Origin of the sequence: Mucilaginibacter arboris (assembly GCF_009754915.1) — a bacterium.
GTDB lineage: Bacteria > Bacteroidota > Bacteroidia > Sphingobacteriales > Sphingobacteriaceae > Mucilaginibacter_A > Mucilaginibacter_A arboris.
Genome location: NZ_WPIK01000005.1, coordinates 135,511 through 161,672 on the forward strand (window position 1 = coordinate 135,511; position 26,162 = coordinate 161,672).

27 protein-coding genes are annotated in these 26,162 nt (G+C 37.6%); 14 read left to right on the top strand and 13 right to left on the bottom strand.

What is annotated here, in order from left to right; translation table 11 throughout:
• Positions 1–325: 325 nt before the first annotated feature.
• Complete coding sequence (locus GO621_RS06895; RefSeq protein ID WP_157565687.1) at positions 326–1,036, bottom strand: SAM-dependent methyltransferase; 711 nt, start codon at positions 1,034–1,036, stop codon at positions 326–328.
• Positions 1,037–1,089: 53 nt separating this feature from the next.
• Here GO621_RS06895 and GO621_RS06900 point away from each other — a divergent pair, with 53 nt between their 5' ends.
• Positions 1,090–1,806, top strand: a complete 717-nt coding sequence (locus tag GO621_RS06900) for a hypothetical protein (protein WP_157565452.1) — start codon at positions 1,090–1,092, stop codon at positions 1,804–1,806.
• A 197-nt stretch (positions 1,807–2,003) separates the two neighbouring features.
• Here GO621_RS06900 and GO621_RS06905 read toward each other — a convergent pair whose 3' ends face one another.
• The 6 genes from GO621_RS06905 to GO621_RS06930 form a co-directional block, all read right to left on the bottom strand.
• Complete coding sequence (locus GO621_RS06905; protein WP_157565454.1) at positions 2,004–3,260, bottom strand: pyridoxal phosphate-dependent aminotransferase; 1,257 nt, start codon at positions 3,258–3,260, stop codon at positions 2,004–2,006.
• 34 nt (positions 3,261–3,294) lie between these two features.
• Complete coding sequence (locus GO621_RS06910) at positions 3,295–5,163, bottom strand: DUF262 domain-containing protein (protein ID WP_157565456.1); 1,869 nt, start codon at positions 5,161–5,163, stop codon at positions 3,295–3,297.
• Positions 5,164–5,166: 3 nt separating this feature from the next.
• Positions 5,167–6,456: a DUF262 domain-containing protein gene (locus tag GO621_RS06915; RefSeq protein ID WP_157565458.1), complete on the bottom strand. Its 1,290-nt coding sequence runs from the start codon at positions 6,454–6,456 to the stop codon at positions 5,167–5,169.
• A gap of 62 nt (positions 6,457–6,518) precedes the next feature.
• Positions 6,519–7,418, bottom strand: a complete 900-nt coding sequence (locus GO621_RS06920) for a helix-turn-helix transcriptional regulator (RefSeq protein WP_157565460.1) — start codon at positions 7,416–7,418, stop codon at positions 6,519–6,521.
• Between the two features lie 63 nt (positions 7,419–7,481).
• Complete coding sequence (locus tag GO621_RS06925; protein WP_157565462.1) at positions 7,482–8,027, bottom strand: hypothetical protein; 546 nt, start codon at positions 8,025–8,027, stop codon at positions 7,482–7,484.
• Between the two features lie 19 nt (positions 8,028–8,046).
• Positions 8,047–9,171: an AAA family ATPase gene (locus GO621_RS06930; RefSeq protein WP_198170159.1), complete on the bottom strand. Its 1,125-nt coding sequence runs from the start codon at positions 9,169–9,171 to the stop codon at positions 8,047–8,049.
• Positions 9,172–9,276: 105 nt separating this feature from the next.
• Here GO621_RS06930 and GO621_RS06935 point away from each other — a divergent pair, with 105 nt between their 5' ends.
• The 10 genes from GO621_RS06935 to GO621_RS06980 all read left to right on the top strand — a co-directional run bounded on the left by GO621_RS06935 (position 9,277) and on the right by GO621_RS06980 (position 17,014).
• Positions 9,277–9,507: a hypothetical protein gene (locus GO621_RS06935; RefSeq protein WP_157565466.1), complete on the top strand. Its 231-nt coding sequence runs from the start codon at positions 9,277–9,279 to the stop codon at positions 9,505–9,507.
• Entirely contained in the window at positions 9,491–9,724 is a 234-nt protein-coding gene (locus GO621_RS06940) for a hypothetical protein (protein ID WP_157565468.1), read from the top strand. Before GO621_RS06935 ends, GO621_RS06940 begins: the two co-directional genes overlap by 17 nt.
• 149 nt (positions 9,725–9,873) lie before the next feature.
• Positions 9,874–10,317 carry a 50S ribosomal protein L13 gene (rplM, locus tag GO621_RS06945; protein WP_174288123.1) on the top strand — a complete coding sequence of 148 codons (444 nt, stop codon included), beginning with the start codon at positions 9,874–9,876 and terminating at the stop codon, positions 10,315–10,317.
• A 20-nt stretch (positions 10,318–10,337) separates the two neighbouring features.
• Positions 10,338–10,724: a 30S ribosomal protein S9 gene (rpsI, locus tag GO621_RS06950; protein ID WP_157565470.1), complete on the top strand. Its 387-nt coding sequence runs from the start codon at positions 10,338–10,340 to the stop codon at positions 10,722–10,724.
• A 21-nt stretch (positions 10,725–10,745) separates the two neighbouring features.
• Positions 10,746–11,612, top strand: a complete 867-nt coding sequence (gene rpsB, locus GO621_RS06955) for a 30S ribosomal protein S2 (protein WP_157565472.1) — start codon at positions 10,746–10,748, stop codon at positions 11,610–11,612.
• A 150-nt stretch (positions 11,613–11,762) separates the two neighbouring features.
• Positions 11,763–12,614 carry a translation elongation factor Ts gene (gene tsf, locus GO621_RS06960; RefSeq protein ID WP_157565473.1) on the top strand — a complete coding sequence of 284 codons (852 nt, stop codon included), beginning with the start codon at positions 11,763–11,765 and terminating at the stop codon, positions 12,612–12,614.
• A 66-nt stretch (positions 12,615–12,680) separates the two neighbouring features.
• Entirely contained in the window at positions 12,681–13,802 is a 1,122-nt protein-coding gene (gene nagA, locus GO621_RS06965; protein WP_157565474.1) for an N-acetylglucosamine-6-phosphate deacetylase, read from the top strand.
• A 39-nt stretch (positions 13,803–13,841) separates the two neighbouring features.
• Positions 13,842–14,546 (top strand): UMP kinase, encoded by a 705-nt coding sequence (gene pyrH, locus GO621_RS06970; protein ID WP_157565475.1) that lies wholly within the window; start codon positions 13,842–13,844, stop codon positions 14,544–14,546.
• 75 nt (positions 14,547–14,621) lie between these two features.
• Positions 14,622–15,185 (top strand): ribosome recycling factor, encoded by a 564-nt coding sequence (frr, locus tag GO621_RS06975; RefSeq protein ID WP_157565476.1) that lies wholly within the window; start codon positions 14,622–14,624, stop codon positions 15,183–15,185.
• 74 nt (positions 15,186–15,259) lie between these two features.
• Entirely contained in the window at positions 15,260–17,014 is a 1,755-nt protein-coding gene (locus tag GO621_RS06980) for an ABC transporter ATP-binding protein (protein WP_157565478.1), read from the top strand.
• 131 nt (positions 17,015–17,145) lie between these two features.
• Here GO621_RS06980 and GO621_RS06985 read toward each other — a convergent pair whose 3' ends face one another.
• The 6 genes from GO621_RS06985 to GO621_RS07005 all read right to left on the bottom strand — a co-directional run bounded on the left by GO621_RS06985 (position 17,146) and on the right by GO621_RS07005 (position 24,116).
• Complete coding sequence (locus GO621_RS06985) at positions 17,146–18,435, bottom strand: MFS transporter (protein ID WP_317163401.1); 1,290 nt, start codon at positions 18,433–18,435, stop codon at positions 17,146–17,148.
• 56 nt (positions 18,436–18,491) lie between these two features.
• Positions 18,492–19,877, bottom strand: a complete 1,386-nt coding sequence (locus tag GO621_RS06990; protein ID WP_157565480.1) for a M20/M25/M40 family metallo-hydrolase — start codon at positions 19,875–19,877, stop codon at positions 18,492–18,494.
• A gap of 49 nt (positions 19,878–19,926) precedes the next feature.
• The gene (gene recG / locus GO621_RS06995; RefSeq protein WP_317163404.1) at positions 19,927–22,035 is read right to left on the bottom strand and encodes an ATP-dependent DNA helicase RecG; all 2,109 of its coding nucleotides are present in this window, start codon (positions 22,033–22,035) and stop codon (positions 19,927–19,929) included.
• 57 nt (positions 22,036–22,092) lie between these two features.
• On the bottom strand, positions 22,093–22,473 hold the full coding sequence (locus tag GO621_RS07000) for a RidA family protein (protein ID WP_157565484.1): 381 nt from the start codon (positions 22,471–22,473) through the stop codon (positions 22,093–22,095).
• A gap of 73 nt (positions 22,474–22,546) precedes the next feature.
• Positions 22,547–22,690 carry a DUF6728 family protein gene (locus GO621_RS18760; protein WP_198170160.1) on the bottom strand — a complete coding sequence of 48 codons (144 nt, stop codon included), beginning with the start codon at positions 22,688–22,690 and terminating at the stop codon, positions 22,547–22,549.
• A gap of 64 nt (positions 22,691–22,754) precedes the next feature.
• The gene (locus GO621_RS07005; RefSeq protein ID WP_157565485.1) at positions 22,755–24,116 is read right to left on the bottom strand and encodes an OmpA family protein; all 1,362 of its coding nucleotides are present in this window, start codon (positions 24,114–24,116) and stop codon (positions 22,755–22,757) included.
• Between the two features lie 151 nt (positions 24,117–24,267).
• On the opposite strand from GO621_RS07005, the gene GO621_RS07010 reads away from it, so the two are divergent.
• The 3 genes from GO621_RS07010 (at position 24,268) to GO621_RS07020 (ending at position 26,157) form a co-directional block, all read left to right on the top strand.
• Entirely contained in the window at positions 24,268–25,557 is a 1,290-nt protein-coding gene (locus GO621_RS07010; RefSeq protein ID WP_157565487.1) for an aminopeptidase P family protein, read from the top strand.
• A 68-nt stretch (positions 25,558–25,625) separates the two neighbouring features.
• A complete protein-coding gene (locus tag GO621_RS07015) occupies positions 25,626–25,841 on the top strand; it encodes a hypothetical protein (RefSeq protein ID WP_157565489.1) in 216 nt (71 codons plus the stop codon).
• On the top strand, positions 25,831–26,157 hold the full coding sequence (locus tag GO621_RS07020) for a type II toxin-antitoxin system RelE/ParE family toxin (protein WP_157565490.1): 327 nt from the start codon (positions 25,831–25,833) through the stop codon (positions 26,155–26,157). Before GO621_RS07015 ends, GO621_RS07020 begins: the two co-directional genes overlap by 11 nt.
• The last annotated feature ends 5 nt before the right edge of the window (positions 26,158–26,162 follow it).

Sequence of the window (26,162 nt, forward strand, 5' to 3'; positions counted from 1 at the left end):
TTCAGTTTCAAATTAAAGCCTTTTACACTTTGCTTTATATTTTTAATGCTTCTTTTATCATAAAAAAACATTAACCCTGATTGTTTTTGTGGAGAAGCTGCTTGTGATTATTTTTTTCAGGATGATTTTAGTACCGGTATCACTATAAATCATCCCCCTAACCCCCTTCAAAGGAGAAGCCTGAAGCAGACTTTTCTAAACAATAGAAAGGTAACAAACGATGGCTCCCTCTCCTTTGGAGAGGGTTGGGGTGAGGCTTTCAACACCAATTTTTATGCCCTAAAAGAAGCATTGTAGTTTTTTCAAACATGAACTCAACCAGCCTCTACGATCGGTTCAGCAGAAAAATTGTTGGTTTTTTATGCAGATCGGGCGCTTGTTTTCTCCACTCAGCTATATCTTTGGTGTAAATCGTTTCATCCGCAGCAGTTAAATTACAAGCGATACAGAGAAGTGTTTTTGGATGGGCGCTTTTTAACACCTCTTCCATCAACTGATTATTACGAAAAGGTGTTTCGATAAAAATTTGTGTTTGCTGATAACGTTCTGATAAGCCTTCCAGTTCTTTAATTTTCCGGGAACGTTCTGCTTTATCGATCGGCAGATAACCGTGGAAAGCAAAACGCTGCCCGTCAAAACCGGAAGCCATCAAAGCCAGCAAAATAGAACTCGGCCCAACCAGCGGAACTACTTTAATTCCTCTGCGATGTGCTTCGGCCACCAAATCCGCTCCCGGATCGGCAACGCCTGGGCAGCCGGCTTCGCTCATTAAACCAACATCTTTTCCGGCCTCCAATCCACCAAAAAAGTACGACAAACTGCCGCCGCGCTGGTGCTTGCCATAATCGTGCAGGGTTAAATCTCCCTGCGCCGTTCTTAATCCTGCTTCTTTTAAAAATTTTCGCGCAGTTTTTTCGTTCTCAACAATATATTCGTTGATAGAATTAATCTTTTCCTTTAAAAAAGGCGTAAAAGATTTTAAAGCCGCCTCATCAGCAAGCGGTACAGGAATTAAAAATAAGGTTCCTTTAGTCATCATTGCAAAAATGTAATTTTTTATTTAACTTTTGGTTTTGAAAGGAGCAATAAATGAAGGCGTTAGGTATCAACTGGTTTATTGAAGGCTCGATTGATTTTGAGCACAAAAAATATGTTTTGCTGGCTTACCTGCAACATATTAACAAGCATTTCCGCAGTAGCCAGCTATACCCTGACCTGGGCGATCTTGTTTTTCATTACAATAACTTACTGCATTTTAAAAACAATAAAGTATTGATGCAGCAAAATTTTCCGCAGCGTTTAACCAAAGCTGATTTTGATGCCTTGAAATTGACGTACGAGAAAATGGTGAAAGATGATTATGTAATGCAGGAAATTGAGCAGATTATCACTTTTTCTTTGGAGAAAATGAACCCGGCTTTGCAGCAGGGAAAAGAAATTTACGATTTTGTAGAAACGCGCCTGCTGATTGATGCTATCGGGCTTGTACCGCTGGTGCCAGATTATGGCTACTTATTTATCCGCAACGGAGATGAAAAAGGCCTGCACGTTTACGAATACCGGATTACTGTTTTTGAAGGGAAAGACGATCAATACCGCGGCATCAACACGGCTTATATTGCCAATTATAGCTTAAGCTTTGTGCATACGCCGGAATCCATTAAAATTGATCTGATCAACAGCCGGAAGCAGTTGCCCAATCCGGCGGTTTACCAGGTTGCCTGCGATATTTCTTTTCCGCTGGAGCAAACTTTGCTGCCCGTTGCCAAAAGGAGTTTGGTAAAATATATTAGTAAGGCAGCTTAGATCGGTTGCGGGTTTTGGGTTGCGGGTTGCCTGTTATGGGTTTCTCTTTGATGCTTCTTTTACCGGGTAAAAATGGGTGCGTTGTCTTTTCGACGATAGGAGAAATCTTCTTCAAAGTGGCTCCATCCTGCATTATTCGATGAAGATCCCTCCTATCGTCGGGATGACAACGCGAACCGGCAACAGGCAACCCGTAACTAAACCAACCGTGCTAAAGCCGCTTCAATCCGTGGCAGTATTGCTTCAATTTCTGCAACTGTGCTTGCCCCAAGCGAAGCACGGAACCAGTTCACATCGTCGTCTGCGCCAAAAGCAGAAAACGGAACCAAAGCCACCTGTGCTTCTTTTATCAGGTAAAAATTAATATCGGTTGAAGTTTGAAGAACTTGCCCGGCAGGCGTGGTTTTTCCGGAATAATCAATTTGAAGGGTTAAGTAAATAGCGCCCATCGGTGTAATGGCATCTACCGCAAAACCTTTTTCTTTTAAGCTGATGAAGCCATGGTATAAAGTTTCCAGGCTTTTTTGAATATTTTGTTTGAAGGTAGTCAGATAAGATCCGACCGCTTCGTCCTCTTTCAGAAATTTTGCCATGGCAACCTGCTCCGGTTTTGGCGACCAGGCACCCATGTGGCCAACAATGGCTTTCATGTAATTGATGATCGGTGCCGGGCCAAACCCCCAGCCAACCCTCACGCCGGTTGCAGCAAAACATTTAGAACTGCCATCCACAAAAACCACATAATCGCGCAATTGCGGACGTAAAGAAACCGGGTTAAAATGTTCATGATCGCCGAAAGTTAACTGCGAATAGATCTGATCGTACAAAATGTACAACGGTTTTTCGCTCTTGCTCCGGCTTTTGTTTTCTTCAATCACCAGGTCACAGATCGCTTCCAGGTCTTCTTTGGAAAACATCGTTCCGGTTGGGTTTAACGGAGAACATAAAGAAAGCAGTGCAGCGCCTTTTACATGCGGCCGCAAGTCGTCTGCCGTTGGCATAAAATTATTTTCCGGTTGGGTTGGTACAATAACCGCTTCGGCCTTTAACAAATCGCAGTAATGGTTATTGTTCCAGGATGGCGACGGAAAAACCACTTTTTCGCCTTCATTTACCAAAGCCAGATAGATGGCATAAATAAGCGGGCGGGAGCCACCGGAAATCAGGATTTCCTGGGCATTATATTCCAATCCAAAACGCGATTTTAAAAATGCAGAAACACTTTCGCGCAAATCTAAAACGCCGTCTGCCGGCGGATAATTGGTTTGATGTGCTTCGTAAGCTTTGATGATCAATTGCTGTAATTTATCCGGGATCGGGAAAATGGCCGAATCAAAATCGCCGATGGTGAGGTTAGCAATCTGCTCGCCTTTCTTTTTCAGTTCGTTGATTTCGCCGGCAATTTTGATGATCTCAGAACCATGAAGGTTTTGAGCGAGGTTGGAAACTTGCATTTTTTGTTGTTTTAGCGGCGGCAAAGATAAGTTTTTAGTTTTTTATACTATTTTCCAATAATAAAATCATTTCTTCTCCATGCTTTTTGATCTGGTCTGTATTCCAATCATTAACGCTGTAAGAAAACATAATTTGTTGTTTTAAACTTTCCACTGATTGCTTTTTATTAAACTGTTCCTTCTTTGCATGAAAATTATAATCACTATATTTAGAATTACTGCTTTGACTTATTAAACAAAGGTTTCCGAAATGATCAAGGATTTTTTTTTCGCTTTCAAATTCCTCATTAGTTTCACTTTCAATTATTTTTAAGCTATGGATATCTTTTTGAGGATGCAAGTGCTCTACAGAATTGTTTTGAGTAAATCTGAAACTGTTAAATCTACTATTGTCAAAAGGAATATTTGATTTAACGTTCGGGTTATTATACTCCTTCCACAAAAGATAGTCTAAATAATTAAACAAATATCTGTGAGTACTCGTTCCGTTATTATATCCTAATTTTTTTGATTCTTTAAACCTCCTCTTAGCAATATTATTTAATTCTTCTAAAAACTCTTTATCAAAAATTTTGAATTCTTTTTTTTGAAAAAAAATCAGAATTTCTTTTAGCCAATTTTTATTATTATTCCCAGGAAACGAAACTTGTAACATCGATTGAACCATTATAAATTCTTTGTTCTCGAATGCATCTTCAGTATTATCTTTACTAAAAGTATTTTTATAAGAAAGGATTCCATCAGAATTCTTCGGTTGTGATAGCTTCCATCCCCAATCATCATTTGCTTCTTCTCTTTTAATTATATATTTATCAAATAGCGTTCGATACTTTAATAATGAATTTATAAATTCAATAGCAGGAGGTAATTTTCTTCCTGCTATTTTATTCGTATAGCCGAACTCGTCCAATAATTTTTTATCATCTAATGCTACTATAACACCTGAAATTTGAATGCTTAAAACTTGTAGCAAAAAATTGGGGAAATCGACAACTGATTTATATTTATCTTCCGTGACTGTCTCTTCTGTATTCGGTTTTAAATTTTCGTTTTTTTGTAAAAGGTTGGATAACGTATTATCCTTGTTTGTTGCTAACGTACTTTCGTCTTTAATGCTTTCTATCAGCTTTAAATAATTTTCAGGTATTCCATCGTAGTTTCCACCAAATATTTCCTTTCTTTTATCCGGATTAAAGCAGCTTTGAATTGGTCTGTCCATTTGGGAGCAGGCATTCCAAATCAAAGCAAATTTCTCTCTAAGTTCTGCATCTATAGTTGATAAAAACCTCGCTTTCAATAGTTCATGCTTTTCAAGCTGTTCTCCTCTATTATTCATTATTTCGAAATAATGGTTAATATCAGTATCTGGTGGAACTTCAATCCGTATTATCTTTACCTTATTATAGAAATAGTTAAAATAATTATCGAACCCCTCTTTTTCTTTTATGGTAAAAAAGCTTTCAATAGTCCGAACAGCTTCCTTTATTTTTGGTAAGCCGAAATCTCTATCTGCATTTACTTGTTTTGCATTTTCATAGTTAGTAAACAAGCTGCCTATAAAACTTTTTATTTCTTTCCTTGCATCAAAATGTAAGTTGGAATTTGGTATAGCTTCATTACTAAATTTTTCTCTATTACCATTAATAACACTATTGATTAAAGTAATAGTTGTGTGTCTTTGTTGTCCGTCTATAATTTCAAAATAACCATTGTCTTTCTTTTTATCCACTACCAGTGTGCCTATATAATAATTACTATTAGCATTTGCTTTATACATATCCCAGACATCTTGCAGTAATTGATTAACTTCAATTACTCCCCATGCATAATTTCTTTGGTAAAGCGGAATAATGTATTGATCCGAACCTAATAGTTTGGAAATAGTTAGTTCTGTAGGTTGCATATTTTAATTATTGCAGGTAAATACTTCCTGTACTTCTGGAATTTCCTTTTTAATTGGTTGCGGTTGCGGTAGCTGAAGTTTTAATAAATCTTTCGGATAATAAGCGCCATTTATTCTTTTAAATATATTCTCATTCTCCCGAATGTATTTATCAATGGAAGAATAACTAACTCTGTTCTGCATCAAACGAAGAGTGTATGCCCATTTATAAAATATCTTTGATATTTCGGCGAAGTTTATTTCTCCTTCTCCAAATTTATCGATATAGTGTAGTGCAGATGCTTCATACATTTCTCTTACATAAGTGTCACCAGTTCTATTGCACAATTTATACAAACAATGTTTTTTGTAAAAACTATAGAATTCAGAATTATTATCCGTGAAAAGCTTAGCATATAAATCAGAGTAAAATGCTACATATTCAAAAAAACGTTTTCCATTTATTATCATTTGGGTTAATTGAAAAGGAAATTGAACTTTTAAACCAAAAGATTCATACATAGAATCGTTGGAATGTTGCTTGACAAGTGCATCGTTTAACATATATAATCTTAAATAGGGATAATTTTTATATTTATTCAGGTTCATCCCTTTAAATTCATCAATGTCATCCTTTTTGAAAGAACCGGCATTTTCACCTTTAGCCCATTTTCTTATACGATATATATACTTAGCTAAATTGTTTAGTAAGCCCACATTTGCTGCTTTCTCCCATTCAACTACACAATTTAAACGTTCTTCTGAAGTATTGCTCTCCATCTCGCGAAGATGAAACGCTTTTAGCAAATCATAAGGTTCAAGTGCTTTTCCTCTTGCATTCTGAGAATCAAATAGCTGAAAGGCTTCTGAAATATCATCTAACTCAATTTTAACAAATTCACAGCTTGTTAAAAGATATTCTTTAAATTTTGATTTTTGAACATCATTAAAACTACTGAACCATTCTTTGACCCTCGCATCATTGTTTCTTATATTATATATAGAATCAGCATGAGGAAATTCCTCATTTAATAATCGCATCCCTTTTTCACCTAAATAATTTAGAATTAGGGTAATAGTTACTAACCTTTGCTGCCCATCAACAATATCGAGTTTGCTATAGTTATTATGTAAGATAACCGTTCCAATTCTATATTTTTCTTTTCCTTTATGTTGGCTATCCCAAATATCATCGAGTAGCTGTACTATATTTTTTTCTTTCCATTTGTAAGGTCTTTGATAATCTGGTATTGATAGCTCCATTTCAATAAGATCAGATAACATTATATACTCAGCTGGTACGTTTTTCTCCATATTAAATTACCTTTAAATTTATTGTCTAATTCATTTAGTTTTTCACATTCGTTAAATACTATCTAATATAATTTAAACGCTCTTCGATGTGCTTCTTTTACCACATCAATTAAAGATGCCGGTTCTATAACCTTCACGCCATCGCCATAAGAAAGCAGCTCTTTAATAAAATCAAAGGCAATATATACTTTTAACTGAATGCGTAACTCCTTCTCGTTATTAATTAAAATTTCCTGGCTTTGGTGCAAAGACAAAGTTTTAACATATTTCCCCTGTTGAACTGTAAAAGACAAAATAACTTTTTCAGGAACTGAACCATCAATCGAACCGATGATCCCAAAACTATGCTGGAATTTTTCTTTGGGATTTTGATTAATAGGATAAGTAAATTTCTTTTTGGTGATTTCTATTCCGGTAATCCTGTCCAAACCATAAGTTTTTATGGTATTATCTTTCAAGTCCTTCGCAATTAAATACCAGCGGTTTTTAAATTCTTTTAAAAAATAAGGATTGGTTTTTCTTAAACTTCGTTCTTCATGCCAAAAAGTTTGGTAGTTCAGATTAACTTGCAATCGGTTTTTTATGGCGTGTAATAAACCATGAAAGTTTTCCAACCCCAATGGTTTCTGTTTTTCAAAATCAAGATGTTCTGATAAAGCTGCATTTATATTCAAAGCGTTATAAGTATCAAAAGCCTCTAATAACCGATCACTAAAAAGTTCATTTTTAACTTTATCAATTTCATATTTCTTTTTAGAAAAATTAAATTGGATGCTTCTTTTATATAATAAATTTATGGCATCCAAATCTCGCTTAAAAGTCTTTTTAGAAACTTTCAAATCAACTCCATGAAGCTTTGATTCTTTTTCCAGATCAGATTCAATTTCTTTAAGGGTTGCAGGTGATTTTTCTAATCTTCTGATAATGGCACTGTAACGCAATAGCATTTCTTTATTAGACATAAGTGCTGTTTTTTCTCAAATATAAATTTCAACTACGCCATAATAAGTCGCAGTTAGATTTATTCAATAGCTTTTCTGATTTTGCCATTCTCCGTTTTTGTATAAAAACATCGACTGATCCCAAACCTTAATATCAATCCAAATGCTGTCAATATCAAAAATTTGTTGCATAATGCCTGAATGATAAGCCAGTTCGTGCATCAAATAACAGCATCGTTTTTCCAACTGTGGTAACCAGCCGCTTTCCCGCCAATCTTCCCCATCGCAAAGCAGTCCCCAATCATTATTGCTAACATTGTGAAGGCCGAAGGGATGACGGGCCGTAAAAACAGGGTCGCCGTCAGAATATTTTGTGAAAAAAACTACTTCTGCAAAAACTTCATAATCAGTTATTAAGTTAGTTGTATCTTTTAACTTTTGCTCCATTGATAGTATTTCTTGTTTTGCCTGCTTTACAATTTTCTCTTCTGTATTGGAAAGAAAAGCATTCAATTGATTTAAAAAAGCAACATGTTCGGTAGTTATTTCAAAGTCTCTCCAAGTTTGTACCCTTTCATTTTCAAGAGCTATTTTTAAAGCGTCTTCCCCTTTATTATCGTCTGATTTCATAATTGATTGTTAATGTTGCTTAAATACTATTCGCCCGAAACCCAATAACATTACTTCTTTTAGCAGGATAAAAACCTTTTTCCTCCTGATTATAAATGGCAGTAAGTAGTGCAGGCGAATTGAAAGTTGTTGTAAAACCTAATTTATTGGAAAGCGATTGCGCTTTGTCGGCTTCCAGTTCTTTAAACTCATACTTAGCAATTAACCTTCCTTTTCTTAGCAAAGCATTATCAACTTTTGATAAATCAGTATTGAAAGAACAAATAACCTGGATGTTCAAACAGTCGGAAAGTAAACCATCAGAAATATTAAGCAATGCCGAAACGGGAGAGTTTTCATCCTGATTTCTGTCAACAACTATATTTTCAGCATCTTCAATTACAAAGATGGAATTAGGATTATTGATCAGAATAGAGATCAAATCGGGACTGGTAATTGCCGCTGCCATATTTGGAGGCAGAAAAATAATGCTTTTTTTAACAGATGAAATTAAGTATCTGATGTAAGAGGTTTTGCCCGTTCCGGGTTTGCCATGCAGAAGGATTAAACCTTTATCATTTTTTTTGGAAAGTCTTTTTAATATGGTTTGATGGACTTCTTTAAAATCATCATTGTAATTGCTTTCAATACTTAGTTTGGGCTTTGTTATCACTAAAGATTTTTTAATGATACCTGTAGCTGTATTTACAATCAAGCTCATTTCGGGCTTGGATTTTCCTTTTACAAAGCGATGGATCCCGTAAATAATTTTTTCAATTTTTGAAATTTCTGTTTTTCTGAAAAGGAAGCGGACAATACATTCAGTTGCATCAAAATCAACAATCAGATCATCATACAGAAAATAAAAAATATCGTCGAAATTAGCTTTTTTGCTGTTGTTGAGATACCTTTTATCATAATAGCAGTTTTTTATCTCACTGATGTAATGCTTTAAAAACCAATTGTTCGCTTTTTTACAATCTATATTTATTTCGTGGACGAAATTAGGTATGGCTTTAAAATGGGCAACAAACAAGGTAAACTCATTTAAATATGAACCGCGCCTTGGGGCAAATACTTCCGACAAGTCCATTGCTCCATAAATTTTTTCCGTTTCAAAAATCTGGGTAGGAAAGTTTTTGAGATTGATTATTTTTGATGGCATCGTTATTACGTTTATTATTTTTTGTAAAAGTAGAATTGAGCTGCGCCAAAACATGTCGTAGTAAAAAAATCATGTAATTGCTTTTAAGTAATGGAGGGGGATAGAATGAATACAAATTTTAAATTAACTTCAATAGAATCTAAGCAGGATTATAAAATAGCAACTGCCAGATATGAAGAAATTAAGCATGCACCAAAAGGTTCTGATGAACATAAAGAAAAACTTTTGTTAGTACACTTAATATCTGAGTATGAAAACGCACAATGGGATTTGCCGGAAGTAAGTTTGGTAGAATTAAATAAAATCTGGATAGAAGATTATGGAAGCAACGCTTAGCATTACCAACGTTAGTTTCATCAATGAAAACACCCTTGTTCTCGACCTTTCCAACAAACGTTCCATCCAAATTCCTTTAGACGAATTTCCAGATATTGCTGCATTGAACACTCAAGAAAAAGAAGATTTTGAAATTATTGACGATGAATATTTATCGTTTTTGGCGATTGATGAAATTTATTCTCTAAAAGATTTGATCGGCTATAAAAATCAATAGGAAGTTCCCTCTTCCCCCCAAACTCCCATACTTCTTTTACCACCAAAAAATTTACACACAACTCTTTGTATTAAAACATTTTCCAGTATCTTTGCAGTCCCGAAAATTGCGGGGAAAATAAACTGTTTAATTAATTTAATACAAAGCAAGTGAATACGTTAAGTTACAAAACTGTCTCTGCCAATAAAAAGACCGTCAATAAAGAATGGGTTGTTATTGACGCACAAGGAGAGATTTTGGGGCGCTTGTCTTCTAAGATCGCGATGGTGATTAGAGGAAAACACAAGCCAGGCTTCACCCCAAACGTAGACTGCGGCGATAATGTGATCGTTATCAATGCAGACAAGGTAAAACTGACCGGAAACAAATTCAGTGAAAAAGAATATGTTTCTTATACCGGTTATCCGGGCGGCCAAAAATTCATTTCTCCTAAGGAGTTAATGGCAAAACATCCAACACGCGTGGTAGAAAAAGCGGTGCGTGGTATGTTACCTAAAACACGTTTGGGCAAAGCCTTATTTGGTAACCTGCATGTTTATGCAGGCGCCGAGCATCCGCACGAAGCACAAACCCCTAAAACCATTACACTTTAATTTCTAAAGGAGAAAAAGAAATGTCAGTTACCAACACATCCGGCAGGAGAAAAACTGCAGTTGCCCGCATTTATCTGCAAGAAGGCAACGGTGCCATCATCGTGAATGGCAAAGATTACAAAGAGTATTTTCCAACATTACCATTGCAGTACATGGTTACCCAATCATTAGAAGTTTCTGGCTCTGCCGGAAAATTTGATGTGAAAGTTAACGTAGCAGGCGGTGGCGTAACCGGACAGGCTGGTGCCGTTCGTTTAGCCATTGCTAAAGCAATTGTTGAATTAGATGCTGAAAAGAAAGCTGCTTTAAGCGCAAAAGGTTTAATGACGCGTGACCCACGTATGGTGGAACGTAAAAAACCAGGCCGTAAGAAAGCACGTCGTAAGTTCCAATTCAGTAAACGTTAATTTTTTAGGAGGACACAAACAATGGCAAGAACAACATATCAGGATTTACTGGATGCAGGTGTACACTTTGGCCACCTTACCCGTAAATGGGACCCGAAAATGGCTCAGTACATTTTCATGGAACGTAATGGTATCCACATTATCGATTTAAATAAAACTTTAAGCAAAGTTGATGAAGCCGCGGCTGCTATCAAACAAATTGTAAAATCAGGCCGTAAAGTATTATTTGTTGCTACTAAAAAGCAAGGAAAAGACTTAGTTGCCGATTTTGCAAAATCTGTAAACATGCCTTTCGTAACCGAACGTTGGTTAGGTGGTATGTTAACTAACTTCCAAACCGTTCGTAAGTCAATTAAAAAGATGTCTAACATCGATAAAATGACTAAAGATGGTACTTACAGCATCCTTTCTAAAAAAGAAAGATTGATGATCCAGCGGGAACGTATTAAATTAGAATCACTTTTAGGTGGTATTGCTGATTTGAACCGTTTACCGGCTGCTTTATTTTTAGTTGATGTGAAGAAAGAGCACATTGCTGTTACGGAAGCCTTAAAACTAAACATTCCTACGTTTGCAATGGTGGATACTAACTCTGATCCATCAAACATCGATTTCCCGATCCCGGCAAATGACGATGCAACTAAATCTATCTCTTTAATTTGCGGTATCATTACCAAAGCAATTGAAGAAGGTTTAGAAGAACGCAAACGCGATAAAGAAGACGAAGCTGAAAAAGAAGCTGCTGCTGCAAAAGCAAAAGCAGACCAGCCCCAGCCAGAACCGAACGCTTCGGGCAACCGTAGCAGAAGAGGTACAGGTACACCAGTTGAAGCAGCTGCCGAAACCCCTGCTCCTGCATCAGCACCAGCTGAAAGCACAGAAGAATAACGATCTGTTGTAAGTTGTGGGCTGTAAGTTGCCGGTTTTAATAATTGCACAACTTACAGTTCACAACTTTATACATTTCACAAAATTATTAATCAATTTGTTGTGATAAGTCTGGCAGCAGACAAACCCAACATACAATTTATAAAAACAATGTCAACAGTACAAATCTCTGCATCAGATGTAAATAAATTACGCCAGCAAACCGGTGCCGGTATGATGGATTGTAAAAAAGCGCTGACTGAAACTAACGGTGATTTTGAAGCAGCTATTGATTATCTGCGTAAAAAAGGTGCTAAAGTTGCAGCAAGCCGTCAGGACCGCGAATCAAATGAAGGTGTTGTTATTGCACGCACTAATAATGATGGAACCCGCGGTGTTTTAATAGAATTAAATTGCGAAACAGATTTCGTAGCTAAAAATGCTGCTTTTATTGCTTTTGCAAATGATATTGCCAACCGTGCCGTAGAAGAAAAACCAGCAAACATTGCAGATTTAACTGCTTTAGGTGTTGATGTAGATAACAGTCGTTTAACTATTGGCGATGCTATTTTAGATCAAACCGGAAAAATTGGCGAAAGGATCAGTATTTCTAAATATGAAGTATTGGAAGGCGCACGCGTCGTTCCTTATATTCACGGTAACTTCCGTTTAGGTGTTCTGGTTGCTTTAAATGCAGTTGCCGAAGGTGTTGATGAAGCCGGTAAAGACGTAGCTATGCAAATTGCTGCCATGAACCCGGTTGCTATTGATAAAGGTGATGTGGATGCAACAACCATCCAACGCGAGCTGGATATTGCAAAAGAGCAAATCCGTGCCGAAGGAAAACCGGAAGAAATGGTTGAAAAAATTTCTCAGGGAAAACTGAACAAATTCTATAAAGATTCTACTTTGTTAAACCAGGAGTTTGTTAAAGACTCTTCTAAAACCATTGCCCAGTTTTTAAACGGGGTTGAAAAAGGGCTTACCGTAACTGCTTTCAAAAGGGTTGCATTAGGCTCCTAAAATTTACTTAAAATCCCCGCTGTTTAGCGGGGATTTTTTTTGTGCTTTTTTTACAGGTCAAAAATTATGATCATCGCTTTTTATAATTCAAAACTGATAACAAACGGAACAATAACCGAAGGCAAAGCAGTTTTAGTTGAAAATGGGTTTGTTATCGATATTATTGATCAGGCTGATTTTTTTGCCGATAAAAACAGCATCAACCTAAAAGGAAACTTTTTAGCTCCCGGATTAATAGACCTGCAAATTTACGGCAGCGGCGGCCAGTTGTTTGGTGGAAAACCAACAATAGCTGCTTTACAGCAAATGGAAACAGATTTGCTGCAACAAGGCACTACCGGTTTTCTGGCTACCATTGCAACCAACACAACTGAAATTGTGGAGCAGGGAATTGAAGCTGCAAAAACTTATCGTAAAAACAGTATTGGTAATTGTTTGGGTTTGCATTTGGAAGGCCCGTTCCTCAACCCAAAACGAAAAGGTGCACATCCGGAAAATTTAATCAGAAAAGCTTCTGTTCAGGAACTAAAAAAATGGTTTGATGCTGCCGAAGGAGAAATCAAAATGATGACGATTGCCCCGGAATTGCAGGACGACGAAGTGCTGGAGTTTCTGGACCAGCAAAACATCATCCTTTCGGCCGGACATAGCAATGCTTCTTTTGCACAAGCAAACCGTTTTTTAAAATCTTCCGTAAAAGCAGTTACGCATTTATACAATGCCATGCCGCAAATGCATCACCGCGATCCGGGTTTTATTCCGGCTATTTTCGAGCAAAAGCCTTATGCCAGCGTTGTAGCAGATGGTATTCATGTAGATTATCCCATGATCCGTTTAGCTAAGCGGGAACTAAATGACAAGCTTTTCCTGATTACGGATGCCGTAACCGAAACCAATGAAGGCGTTTATCAGCACCGCTTCAACCAAAACCATTATGTAATGCCCGACGGAACTTTGTCTGGCTCAGCATTAACGATGTTAAAAGCAGTACAAAATTGCGTTCAGTTTGCTGCTATTCCGCTTGCTGAAGCAATCAATATGGCTTCTCTTTATCCGGCTAAATTGCTGAAAGACGAATCAAAAGGACAAATTAAAAAAGGCTGCCGGGCAGATTTTGCCGTATTTAATGATGATTTTCAGCTTTTAGGTACTTCTTTTAACCAGCAATATTTACAAAATAAAGCTTAGCTCAAAACTTAATTATTTATATTAAATCATTTACTTCACATGAAATACAAAAGAATCCTCCTGAAACTTAGTGGCGAATCTTTAATGGGCGACCGCCAGTACGGCATTGATAACAAACGTGTTTTACAGTATGCAGAGGATATTAAAAGTGTATTTCATTCCGGAATTGAAATAGCGGTTGTTGTTGGAGGAGGAAATATTTTCCGCGGATTAAGTGCAGAAAAATCAGGCATGGAACGTGCCCAAGCCGATTACATGGGCATGTTGGCAACCGTAATCAATTGCATGGCGTTGCAAAGTGCTTTGGAAGGCATTGGCATAGAAACGCGTTTACAATCGGCCATTAAAATGGAACAGATCTGCGAACCTTATATCCGCCGCCGCGCCATGACGCATTTGCAAACCGGCCGCGTGGTTATTTTTGGCGCAGGAACCGGAAACCCTTATTTTACTACCGATACCGCTGCCTCTTTAAGAGCTATTGAAATTAAAGCGGATGTTGTTTTGAAAGGAACACGTGTTGATGGCATTTATTCGGCCGATCCGGAAAAAGATCCATCAGCAGTTAAATATGATGAAATTACTTTTCAGGAAGTTTACGATAAAGGCTTGAATGTAATGGACATGACCGCGATTACTTTATGCCAGGAAAACAAGCTGCCAATTATTGTTTTTGATATGAACAAACCCGGGAACTTCAGAAAGATTGCTGATGGAGAAGCAATTGGCACGATAGTACACTAATTTTACCGGCATAAAAACAGCATCAGCATAAATATTGGAACAGTATTTTTACTTTTGCAAAAACCAAATGAAGAGATGAGCGAACTCATTAAAAAACAGTTAAAAGAAACCAAAACTCACATGGAGAAAGCCATTGAGTTTATAGATAACGAACTAACCAAAGTTAGGGCAGGAAAAGCTTCTCCATCCATGTTAGATGGCGTTTATGTTGATTATTACGGCACCGCTACGCCTTTGGCACAAGTAGGAACCGTAAATTCCCCGGATGCACGTACTTTGGTAATTCAACCCTGGGAAAAAAACATGTTAGGGCCGATTGAAAAAGCGATCATTGAATCAAACCTTAGCTTAAACCCTCAAAACGATGGTCAAATTATTCGCATTAACGTTCCGCCTTTAACCGAAGAACGCCGTAGGGATTTGGTAAAAAAAGTAAAATCTGAAGCAGAAGCCGGCAAGGTAACTATTCGGAATTTACGCAAAGACGCCAACGAAAAAATTAAGAAATTAAAATCTGAAGGTGTTTCTGAAGATGAAATTAAAGTTGGCGAAGGCGATGTGCAAAAATTAACTGATAGTTATATTGTAAAAGTTGATCAGTTAGCAGAATTAAAAGAAAAAGACATTATGACGGTTTAAACATTTTTGTTTAAATTAGTTTTAAGAGGGAATAAACCGTTCTGGTAATTCCCTTTTTTTATTTCTATATCATTATGAAGCTCCTTATTACCTACTTAAAAGCACACCGCGGCTACGTGTTGTTAGCCTTAGTGTTAGCCGCCATTAACATGGGCTTTTCATTGCTCGATCCTTATATAACCGGCCGCATCGTAGACCTTTATATCGAAAAAATTAATGTACTCTCCCGCCATCAATATGTTTACGGCGTTTTAGGGTGGGTTGGTTTAGCTATCGGTGCTGCAATGGTATCGCGTATTGCTAAAAATTTCCAGGATTATTACACCAATATTGTGGTACAAAAAGTAGGTGCAAGAATGTATGCCGATGGTTTGGAACATTCGTTAAAATTGCCTTACCAGGTTTTTGAAGATCAACGTAGCGGAGAAACATTAGGCATCTTACAAAAAGTACGATTGGATACCGAAAAATTCATTACTTCTTTTATCAGTGTTTTATTTGTAAGCCTGGTAGGAATGGTTTTTATCACCGTTTACTCAGTTAGCGTAAGCTATAAAGTTACACTGGTTTATTTTGCTTCTATCCCGGTCATCACTTTTGTAAGCATGTTTTTAAGCCGCAAAATAAAAACGATCCAAAAGAAAATTGTAACGCAAACTACCACGCTTGCCGGTTCTACTACAGAATCTTTGCGCAATATCGAACTGATAAAAAGTTTAGGTTTAGCCGGACAGGAAATTAAACGCCTTAATAAAACTACTTATCAAATACTGGATTTAGAACTAAAAAAAGTAAAATACGTGCGCAGCATGAGTTTTGCACAAGGCACTACTGTAAATTTTGTCCGCAGCACAATGATCGTAGTTTTACTGGTCCTGATCTTTGAAAGGACCATTTCTGCCGGCCAGTATTTCTCATTTCTGTTCTATTCATTTTTCCTGTTCAACCCCTTACAAGAGTTAGGTAATGTAATTTTGAACTGGCGGGAAGCAGAAGTTTCTTTAAACAACTTTAAGCAGATTTTAAGTACCGAAATAGATGCAAAACCTGTTCGCCCGGTTCATCTGCCTCAAATTAATACTTTAACTTTTGATAAAGTTAGTTTCAGGCACTTAACCAGCAACCGCAATGCCATTACCGATATTGCTTTTAGTGCAGAAAAAGGAGAAACCATTGCTTTTGTTGGCCCTTCCGGTTCCGGAAAAACAACTTTGGTAAAAATGCTGGTTGGTTTATACCAGCCTTTGAGCGGAAAAGTTTTTTATAATGACATCAGCAGTTCTGAAATTGATTTAGATGAGCTCCGTGAGAAAATCGGATTTGTAACGCAGGACACGCAGTTATTTTCCGGAACGATACGCGAAAACTTGCTATTTGTACAACCAAACGCAACAGACGAAGAATGTTTGAGTGTTTTACAAAAAGCAGCCTGTTATAATTTATTGGCACGCGCAGAGCATGGATTAGACACGGTAATTGGTGAGGGCGGCGTAAAGGTTTCGGGTGGAGAAAAGCAGCGTTTGTCGATTGCGAGAGCTTTACTGCGGAAGCCTGATCTACTGGTTTTCGACGAAGCAACTTCTTCTTTGGATTCTATTACGGAAGAAGAGATTTCTAAAACAATACGTGATGTTTCTGATTTGCAAAACCACATTACCATTTTGATTGCGCACCGTTTATCAACCATTTTACACGCTGACCGCATTTATGTATTAGAAAAAGGCCGCATCATTGAATCAGGAAAACACGCTGAACTTCTGGATCAAAAAGGTTTGTATTATGCCATGTGGCGCCAGCAAATTGGGGAAAGAACGGATGTTGAAGTTTAAGTTTACCCGTATTGTCATTACAATAGGAGGAATCTTCTTCAATAAAAGAAATACAAGTTTTATGCTGATAAAAGAAGTATTGATTGCTTGATGAAGATTTCTTCCCTACGGGCGAAATGACAAAAAACTTATTATACTTTTGCTGCTTCCGGTGCGTTAATTTCACTCAACCGCATGGGTACCAGCTTTTTGGTTTTTAAATATGTTGTTAGTACCACAATCAAGGTCATCGAGCCGCCAAAAATGACCGAAGTAACCGTTCCCATTAAACGGGCAGTTAATCCGGACTCAAAAGCACCAATCTCATTAGAAGAACCAATAAACATAGAATTCACTGCAGATACACGGCCACGCATCTGGTCTGGCGTAAGCAGTTGCATGATGGTGGAGCGGATCAGCACGCTAATGCTATCAAATGCGCCTAATGTAAACAGGAAGAACAGTGATAAATAGTAGTTTTTAGAGAACCCGAACAGAATAATAGAAACACCAAAACCAACAACTGCAATTAGTAAATTACGCCATGGTTTCCCCATTGGGGAGAAGCGGGTCATGGCCAACATGGTCAACACTGCACCGACGGAATCTGCAGCACGCATCATCCCAAAACCTTCCGCTCCAACTTTTAAAATATCATTTGCAAAAACAGGCAATAAGGCAACTGCCCCACCAAAGAATACAGAGAACAGGTCTAAACTCATTGCTCCCAGCATCATCCGGTTATTGAAAACGAAATGAATGCCTTCTGATAAACTTTTATAAATGCTTTCTTTAGGTACATATTCTGCTTCGTGTTTGTTTAATGTGGCAATTGCAATGATAGCCATGGTAACAAACAGAACCACAAGTGAAAACGTAAATGAAATACCTAATTTATCTAAAATAATGCCACCGGCTACCGGGCCTAAAACAGATGCAGATTGAAAAGCTGAACTATTCCAGGTTGAGGAATTTGGGTAAAGTTCACGCGGGATAATCCTTGTCATGACGGAGAAAGCTGTAGGGCCGTAAAAGCCGCGTGCCAAGCCGATAAAAAAGATCATCACATAGATTACCAGGACAATATGACTGGTGCTTAAATAACGTGTTGCAGCAGGCAAAGTAACCAGGAGCATTATTGTAGAACAAATCCACATGACCGAAAAGATCAGCAGCAGCAAGCGCTTTTTCTCTGATTTATCAGCAACATAGCCACCATATAAAGCAATGCCGATGGAAGGAATGGCTTCGGTAAGGCCGATCATACCTAAAGCAAGGGCACTTTTTGTGAGCTGATAAATATGATAGCCTACTATTACGGCTTGCATTTGGTAGGCAAACGTAAAAAAGAAACGCATGGCTAAATACGACCTGAACTCCTTAAAACGGAGGGCTGCAAAAGGATCGGGTTTGGTTGAATTCGAGGGGACTTCGTCGGACACTGACAATATATTTTTTACAAAAATAAGCTATAATGCCTAAAATTGTTTTGTTTTGATTAAAATGATAGTCCATGCTGATCGATCAGATAAATTAAAGAAGCCATAGAAGCGGCGCCTAACTCCAATTCCCGCTTGTTTACGTTTTCAAAAACATCTTTTGCAGAATGATGCAGATCAAAATAACGTTGCGAATCCGGACGGAAGCCAATTAAAATTACAGCAGGAACAGTTGCTTTTAAAGGCTCTATATCTGTTCCGGCGCCGCCATTTATGAATCGGTCAACTTCATAAGGTTCTAATAATGATTTCCAGTTTTTATTGATTTTTTGCAGAAGTTGAGGTTGTATGGCATTAAATGAAAAACCGCGTGGCGTAAATCCACCTTCGTCTGATTCGATTGCTGCAATGTGCTTTTCGTTATTTTTTTGCGCCAGCTCTGCATATTTTGTACCTCCTTTATGTCCGTTTTCTTCATTCATAAACATAACCGCGCGGATAGAATGTTTAGGGCGATAACCTATAGCTTTAAAAATCCTTAACACTTCTACCGATTGCATTACGCCGGTTCCGTCATCATGTGCACCTTCTGCTAAATCCCAGGAATCTAAATGGCCGCCAACTGTAATAAACTCGTTTGGGTTTTCCGTTCCTTTTAATTCGCCTACAACGTTGTAAGAAAGCACATCAGGTAAAGTCTGGCAGTTCTGTTTGAAGTAGAACTGAACAGCTCCCTTTTGTTTTAAAAGCGCACTTAATTGATTAGCACCTTTGGTTGAGATTGCTGCTGCCGGAATTTTGTTTCCGCCTTCTTCATACGATGTTGCACCTGTATGCGGATAATCGTCTATAATTTCTGTCATTGAACGAACAATCACCCCAACTGCTCCGTATTTGGCAGCTTCAGCCGGACCACGAAAACGCTGATCGCTTGCGGTACTATAAGCGGCACCGGTTTCAATAAAGCGAGGGTCGAAAGGACGGTTATAAAATACTATTTTGCCTTTTACCGCTTGTTCGCCTAAAGTTTTCAGTTCCTGCAAACCTTGCACTTCTATCACTTCGGCCGTTAAACCGTTTTTTGCTGTTGCTACGGATCCGCCCAATGCGACTACAGGAACCGAAATTTGCTGATTGCCTGCAATTATTTTTGCCTGCTCTTTTTCGCCACGGACCCAATGCGGTACCATAACTTCCTGCAAAAAAACTCTGTCGAAACCATAATGCTCCATCAGTTTTTTTGTCCAGTCGACTGCTTTTTGCGCATTTGCTGATCCACTTAAGCGCGGACCGATTTTTTTGCACAAGTATTCCAGGTTCTGGTATGGTTTTCCGTTTACCAGTGCTTCATCATAAATTTTTCTTAAAAACAAAGAATCTGTATGTTGAGCAGATACAGCTAAAGAACTACTTAGAAAAATAGCAAGTAAAAATTTAAACCTCATAAAAGCAGCATATCAGCAAAGTTAAAATTTGTACTGCCTTCTCAAAACGTCAGGAAATTTTATTCCAGCTTAAACCTGCACTTTTTTGTTGAAAATGCTGATAAAGCAATGCATTTTCAGGCAAATGCAATTGCGGATCTGTTTTAAACAACCTTTCAACCTCCTGCCGCGCCTGTTGTAATGCAGGCTGATCTTCTACCAGATTAGCTATCTTCAAATCCAGCACGCCGCTTTGCTGTTTTCCTTCGATATTTCCCGGACCGCGTAGTTGCAGGTCAATTTCAGATATTTCAAACCCATCGTTTGTACGCACCATTGTTTCCAACCTGATCCTTCCTTCTTTGGATAATTTTTGGTTACTCATTAAGATACAATAAGATTGTTCGGCTCCACGGCCAACTCTTCCGCGTAGCTGATGCAACTGCGAAAGGCCAAAACGTTCTGCATTTTCAATAATCATTACCGAAGCATTAGGCACGTTTACACCAACTTCAATTACGGTTGTTGCAACCATAATTTGCGTTTCGCCCTTTACAAACCGGTTCATTTCAAACTCTTTGTCGGCTGCTGTAAGTTGTCCATGCACAATACTAATCCGGTATTCTGGCAGTGGAAATTCTCTCGACATCACTTCCAAACCGTCATTCAGGTTCTTTAAATCGAGCTTTTCGCTTTCTTTAATCAGTGGATAAACTACGTAAATTTGCCTTCCTTTGGCAATTTCTTCTTTGATAAAACCAAATACGCGCAAACGTCCACTTTCAAAAAAGTGTTTTGTTTCAATTGGTTTTCTTCCGGCTGGCAATTCATCAATTACAGATACATCCAAATCGCCGTACAAAGTCATGGCCAACGTACGTGGAATAGGTGTTGCAGTCATCACTAAAATATGCGGGGGAATACTGTTTTTACGCCATAATTTTGCGCGTTGCTCCACCCCAAAACGATGCTGCTCGTCAATCACCACAAAACCTAAATTTTTAAACTGAACTTTATCTTCAATCAAAGCATGTGTACCAATTAAGATATTTAGCTTGCCGCTTTCCAAATCTTCGTGAATAATTTTTCGTGCTTTCCGTGTTGTTGATCCGGTTAATAAAGCTACTTCTACAAAGCCTTCCCCCAATAATTGTTTTATAGACTGATAATGCTGATTAGCCAGAATTTCTGTTGGCGCCATCATGCAAGCCTGAAAACCATTATCAATAGCTAAAAGAATACTCATTAAGGCAACAACCGTTTTACCGCTGCCAACATCACCTTGTAACAAACGGTTCATTTGGATGCCTTTTTGTGTATCTAAACGGATCTCCTTTAAAGTTCTTTTTTGTGCCGATGTAAGTTCAAACGGCAGTTTGTTGGTGTAAAATTCGTTGAAGTAATGACCAACTTTACCGAAAATACTTCCTTTAAACTTTTGCTCCCGAAACAGTTTATTTTTTAGCAATTTAAGCTGAAGGAAAAACAGTTCCTCAAACTTTAGCCGTTTGGATGCTTCTTTTAGCTGCATAAAATTTTCGGGAAAATGGATATGCTGATAAGCAATTCTCCTATCAATCAGCTTATTGGATGCAAGAATGTAAGGCGGCAAATTTTCACTGATATTTCTACCATATTGCTCTAATAAAGCAGCAACTAATTTCTGGATACCTTTAGTATCAAGTAAAAATTTTTTTAGTTTTTCTGTAGAAGTATAGGCAGGCTGTAAAGCTAAACTACCCTGATTTTTAGCAGCATCTGTACCATAAAGTTCAGTTTCCGAATGTGCAATCTGAGGTTTGCCATTAAAAAAGCCCGGCTTGCCAAAAAAAACATAAGCTTTTCCTACCACGAGGTTTTGGAAAGCCCGGGCAATACCCTGAAACCATACTAATTCTATAGGCCCGGTTTCATCATAAGCAGAAGCAACAAGCCTTTTACCAGCTTTTTCGCCTACTATTTCTTTATGTTTTAAACGGGCAATAATTTGTACGTAAGGCAACTCCAGAGATACTTCTTTTATCTTATAAAAACGGGTACGGTCTATGTATTTAAAAGGAAAATGCTGAAGCAAATCACCGTAAGTAGCAATGCCAAGCTCTTTTTTTAAAGCTGCCCCACGTGCTGCCCCAACGCCTTTTAAATATTCAATGGGTGTTTGAAAAAATTCATCCAAAATTTAACAGTTTATGAGCGGACATAAATTTTGGTGCATAAAAGAAGCATTTGCTGATTTTTATGGCTTAACAGCTATTGCTGAGATCTCGACATTTACATTTTTAGGCAACACAGAAACTTCTACTGTTTCCCTGGCCGGAAAGTTTCCGGTGAAGTAAGACCCGTAAATATCATTTATCAAACTGAAATTATTCATGTCAGATAAAAAGATAGTGGTTTTAACAATATCATCAAAAGTAAGCCCGGCCTCAGCTAAAATGGCTTTTATATTTCTAAGAACGGTATGTGTTTCTGCTGTTATATTATCTGTTATTAACTGTCCGGAAGCTGCATCAATAGCAATTTGCCCGGAAATAAATAAAAAGCCCCCTGCTATAACAGCCTGGTTGTATGGGCCGATGGGCTGAGGGGCTTCTTTTGTATTGATAATTGTTTTCATTAAGTAACTTGTTTTTAAGGATAATGAGCTTCTTGGGCCTATTAATCAGGATTTAAATTGTGGCCATAGAGGTTTATCGTTTTAATATAAACCAGTCGATCAGTTTCCAGATAATGCCCAGTAAAAATATAATAATTGCCGTTTTGTTTATAAAATGCATTGCCCTGATGTTAAAATTATCGGGCCTGTCTTTATCTTTTTTTCTGAAAAAGTACATAGTACAAATATAAAAAAAGGGGCCCAGAAAAATCCGGGCCCCTTTATATGAATTAAAGAATTAATTACATACCTGATTTAAATTCAACACGGCGGTTTAATACACGTCCTTGTTCAGTTGAATTATCAGCTATCGGGTTAGTTTCACCGTAAGCTTTAATTTTTAAACGTTTAGCATCAACACCAGAGTTAACTAAGTAAGTTTTAACTGAGTTTGCCCTGTCTTTAGATAAACGCATGTTGTGGGCAGCAGAACCTTCAGAAGAAGCGTAACCATCTAATTCGATTGTCATAGTTGCATTGCTTCTCAAATCAGCAGAAACTTTATCTAAAGTTGGATAAGCTGAAGTTCTTAATACTGAACTGTCAAACTCAAACTGAATGTTAGTATAATTACCAGGAGTAGATGCTACAGTAGTGTCTGGTTTAGGGAATTTAATTTCGCAACCAGAACCATCAACAATAGTACCAGCAGGAGTACCTGGGCATTTATCAAACTGATCTGAAACACCGTCGCCGTCAGAATCTTTTTTCAGATCGTTAACAGCGCTTTCCACATTAGATACACGGCCTTTTAAAGCTTCAACTTCCTGACGTAAGGTTGGGTCTTTCAATTCATCATACATCATGGCAACCGGGTTAACCCAGTCTAAATTTGGTTTTGCTTTGTTGCCTAAAGTAAACTCTAAACCACCGTAACCATAAGAAAATTTATCTTTTGTAGGGTAGTTTACACTAGCACCATCTAAGTTATCGCCATCAACAAAAGTTGCTTTATAACCTAAATTTAAGGCGATACCGTCTGACAACCTGAATTTCACACCAACACCAACCGGAATTACCAATTCGTGAACATAAGTGTGGCCATCGTTCGCATTATTTTTATAATCAATAACCCGGCCATTAGACAAGGTAACTTTAGGTGCGTAACCTGCTAAACCAGCACCGGCATCTACAAAGAAATTAACTGCATTTTTTCTTCTGATGAAATCAACTGTTGCTACGTTTACTACACCGCTTAAAGTAGCAGAATAGGCTAAATCTGTTCTAAAAGAGGTATAGCCACCGCGGGAACCATTGGCTGCACCAGAAATGTTTCTGCTATTATCGCCGGAAAGTACTCCACGCGTTCCATCCAGTTGTAAGCCAAAAGCATGGCCTAATTGTTTTCTGATGGAAAGGCCATAACCTAAATCCGAATTATTTTTAGTGAAGTCATTGGAGCCAAAAGGAATTTGAGGGGATAATACGCCCGCATTTACACCAATACTCCATGTTCTGTACTGCGCCCTGCCACCAAATACCTTGGCTGAACCGGGAACAACAGTTGTAGTCGAGTCTGATGAGGTTTGTGCGTGGGCTGCAACAACACCCATCAAAGAAGCAATCGACAGTACAACTGTTTTCTTTAATGTAGAATAGTTCATAATTTTAAGATTAACGATTTTAATTGTGATTTTTTTTTCAAAAATAGTTATTAAGTTTGATTCGTTGTACCAAACTTCGTTCCATTTTTATATTTTATTTTTTAAATAAGTATATAAATTTCCTGCATCAAACATAATTTACTATAAGTTAATGAAATACGGACCTATAATTACTGATTTATTCTATACGAACAGAAAGAAATTTTGTTTAAAATTAAAGCCGAATTCTATAGTTTTAATCAATGCCAACGATGAATTTCCGCGCAGCGGCGACCAAAATCATACTTTTAAACAAAATGCCGACCTGTTTTACCTGACAGGAATAGACCAGGAGCAGACAATTTTACTGTTATTTCCCGATTGTCCGAATCCGCTGTATAAAGAAGTACTTTTTTTAAGACAAACCAATGAACACATTGCTGTTTGGGAAGGCCATAAATATACTAAAGAAGAAGCAGAGAAAGCCTCTGGCATCAAAACAATTTACTGGTTACAGGAATTTGATGCCATTTTAGCAGCAGTAATATTTTATGCTGAAAATATTTATATCAACACCAATGAAAATGATCGTTATGAACATACTGTTTCTTATCGCGACCTGCGGTTTATTCAAAAGCTAAAAGAAAAATATCCGTTACACCAGTATCTGCGTGCTGCGCCAATTTTCCGTAATTTGCGTGCAGTAAAATCTCAGGTAGAAGTTGAACTGATAAGCAAAGCCTGCCAAATTACAAGGGATGCTTTTTTAAGGGTACTAAAATTTGTAAAACCCGGTGTGTCCGAATATGAGATCGAGGCCGAAATTATCCACGAGTTTATCCGGCAGCGGGGAAGCGGCCATGCCTATAACCCGATTATCGCTTCCGGTAGCAACGCAACTATCCTTCATTATAATGAGAACAACCAGGTTTGTAAAGACGGTGAGGTGATTTTAATGGATTTTGGTGCGGATTATGCCAATTACAATGCTGATTTAACGCGCTCTATCCCCGTGAACGGCCGTTTTACTTCTCGCCAGAAAGAGGTTTACAATTCAGTTTTACATGTAATGAAAGAATCGGCCAAGCTTTTAAAAGGTGGAACGATCTGGAACTCGTATCAGGAAGAAGTTGGAAAGATTATGACTTCGGAACTGATCAAATTAAAATTGCTGGATAAAAACGATGTAGAAAAGCAAAACCCTGCCATGCCTTTATATAAGAAGTATTTTATGCACGGCAACTCGCACCACCTGGGCCTGGATGTCCATGATTTTGCCGGAAGGTATACGCCATTTGCAGCCGGAAACGTATTAACGGTTGAACCTGGAATTTATATCCCGGCAGAAGGTTTAGGTATCCGATTGGAAAATAATATCCTGATCACCGAAAACGGCACTGTTGATTTAATGGCCGATATACCTTTAGAAGCGGAGCATATTGAAGAACTGATGAATGCTTAATTTATACCGGTAAAAGAAGCATGTATATTATTTCTAAGTTAAAAACCGTTGATTAAACTAAATAATTTATGAGACAAGTAACCATATATACAACAGATGAAGATTATAATCACTTTGTGCAATTGGTCAAAAACCTTCATTATGTTAAAAAAATAGAAACTGACGAAGAGCCAACAAAAGAAGAGATTATCGAAAATTTAAAAGCCGGATTGGAGGAAGTTCGCCTTTTTGAAAAAGGCAAATTAAAAACTACACCTGCTAAAGAGTTTTTAAATGAGTTATAAAGTTGAATTATCTTTAAACTTTAAAAAAGAAGCTAAAAGACTAACTAAAAAATATCCTTCTTTAAAATGGGAATTAGACGCTCTGTTTATAGAGTTAGAAGACAACCCAACTTTAGGTACTTCGCTTGGCAATAGTATTTATAAAATGCGGTTAGCTATTGCGTCTAAAAATAAAGGAAAGTCTGGAGGTGCAAGGGTAATGTCGTTTGTAAAAGTTACTAAAACAATTGTACTGCTGTTTTCCATTTACGACAAGGGAGAAAAAGACACAATTTCCGATCAGGAAATCCAAGAATTGTTAAAAGGTTTCCTGTAATTAAA

What these genes read in the sequence shown, in the direction of transcription:
- GO621_RS07000 (WP_157565484.1), bottom strand. Translation starts at nt 22,473, where the DNA reads ATGAAAACAATTATCAATACAAAAGAAGCCCCTCAGCCCATCGGCCCA.
- GO621_RS07015 (WP_157565489.1), top strand. Translation starts at nt 25,626, where the DNA reads ATGAGACAAGTAACCATATATACAACAGATGAAGATTATAATCACTTT.
- GO621_RS18760 (WP_198170160.1), bottom strand. Translation starts at nt 22,690, where the DNA reads ATGTACTTTTTCAGAAAAAAAGATAAAGACAGGCCCGATAATTTTAAC.
- pyrH (WP_157565475.1), top strand. Translation starts at nt 13,842, where the DNA reads ATGAAATACAAAAGAATCCTCCTGAAACTTAGTGGCGAATCTTTAATG.
- GO621_RS07005 (WP_157565485.1), bottom strand. Translation starts at nt 24,116, where the DNA reads ATGAACTATTCTACATTAAAGAAAACAGTTGTACTGTCGATTGCTTCT.
- rpsB (WP_157565472.1), top strand. Translation starts at nt 10,746, where the DNA reads ATGGCAAGAACAACATATCAGGATTTACTGGATGCAGGTGTACACTTT.
- GO621_RS06930 (WP_198170159.1), bottom strand. Translation starts at nt 9,171, where the DNA reads ATGCCATCAAAAATAATCAATCTCAAAAACTTTCCTACCCAGATTTTT.
- nagA (WP_157565474.1), top strand. Translation starts at nt 12,681, where the DNA reads ATGATCATCGCTTTTTATAATTCAAAACTGATAACAAACGGAACAATA.
- frr (WP_157565476.1), top strand. Translation starts at nt 14,622, where the DNA reads ATGAGCGAACTCATTAAAAAACAGTTAAAAGAAACCAAAACTCACATG.
- GO621_RS06920 (WP_157565460.1), bottom strand. Translation starts at nt 7,418, where the DNA reads ATGTCTAATAAAGAAATGCTATTGCGTTACAGTGCCATTATCAGAAGA.
- GO621_RS06910 (WP_157565456.1), bottom strand. Translation starts at nt 5,163, where the DNA reads ATGCAACCTACAGAACTAACTATTTCCAAACTATTAGGTTCGGATCAA.
- GO621_RS06990 (WP_157565480.1), bottom strand. Translation starts at nt 19,877, where the DNA reads ATGAGGTTTAAATTTTTACTTGCTATTTTTCTAAGTAGTTCTTTAGCT.
- GO621_RS06915 (WP_157565458.1), bottom strand. Translation starts at nt 6,456, where the DNA reads ATGGAGAAAAACGTACCAGCTGAGTATATAATGTTATCTGATCTTATT.
- tsf (WP_157565473.1), top strand. Translation starts at nt 11,763, where the DNA reads ATGTCAACAGTACAAATCTCTGCATCAGATGTAAATAAATTACGCCAG.
- GO621_RS06900 (WP_157565452.1), top strand. Translation starts at nt 1,090, where the DNA reads ATGAAGGCGTTAGGTATCAACTGGTTTATTGAAGGCTCGATTGATTTT.
- GO621_RS07020 (WP_157565490.1), top strand. Translation starts at nt 25,831, where the DNA reads ATGAGTTATAAAGTTGAATTATCTTTAAACTTTAAAAAAGAAGCTAAA.
- GO621_RS06980 (WP_157565478.1), top strand. Translation starts at nt 15,260, where the DNA reads ATGAAGCTCCTTATTACCTACTTAAAAGCACACCGCGGCTACGTGTTG.
- GO621_RS06935 (WP_157565466.1), top strand. Translation starts at nt 9,277, where the DNA reads ATGAATACAAATTTTAAATTAACTTCAATAGAATCTAAGCAGGATTAT.
- GO621_RS06905 (WP_157565454.1), bottom strand. Translation starts at nt 3,260, where the DNA reads ATGCAAGTTTCCAACCTCGCTCAAAACCTTCATGGTTCTGAGATCATC.
- rpsI (WP_157565470.1), top strand. Translation starts at nt 10,338, where the DNA reads ATGTCAGTTACCAACACATCCGGCAGGAGAAAAACTGCAGTTGCCCGC.
- GO621_RS06925 (WP_157565462.1), bottom strand. Translation starts at nt 8,027, where the DNA reads ATGAAATCAGACGATAATAAAGGGGAAGACGCTTTAAAAATAGCTCTT.
- GO621_RS06940 (WP_157565468.1), top strand. Translation starts at nt 9,491, where the DNA reads ATGGAAGCAACGCTTAGCATTACCAACGTTAGTTTCATCAATGAAAAC.
- GO621_RS07010 (WP_157565487.1), top strand. Translation starts at nt 24,268, where the DNA reads ATGAAATACGGACCTATAATTACTGATTTATTCTATACGAACAGAAAG.
- GO621_RS06895 (WP_157565687.1), bottom strand. Translation starts at nt 1,036, where the DNA reads ATGACTAAAGGAACCTTATTTTTAATTCCTGTACCGCTTGCTGATGAG.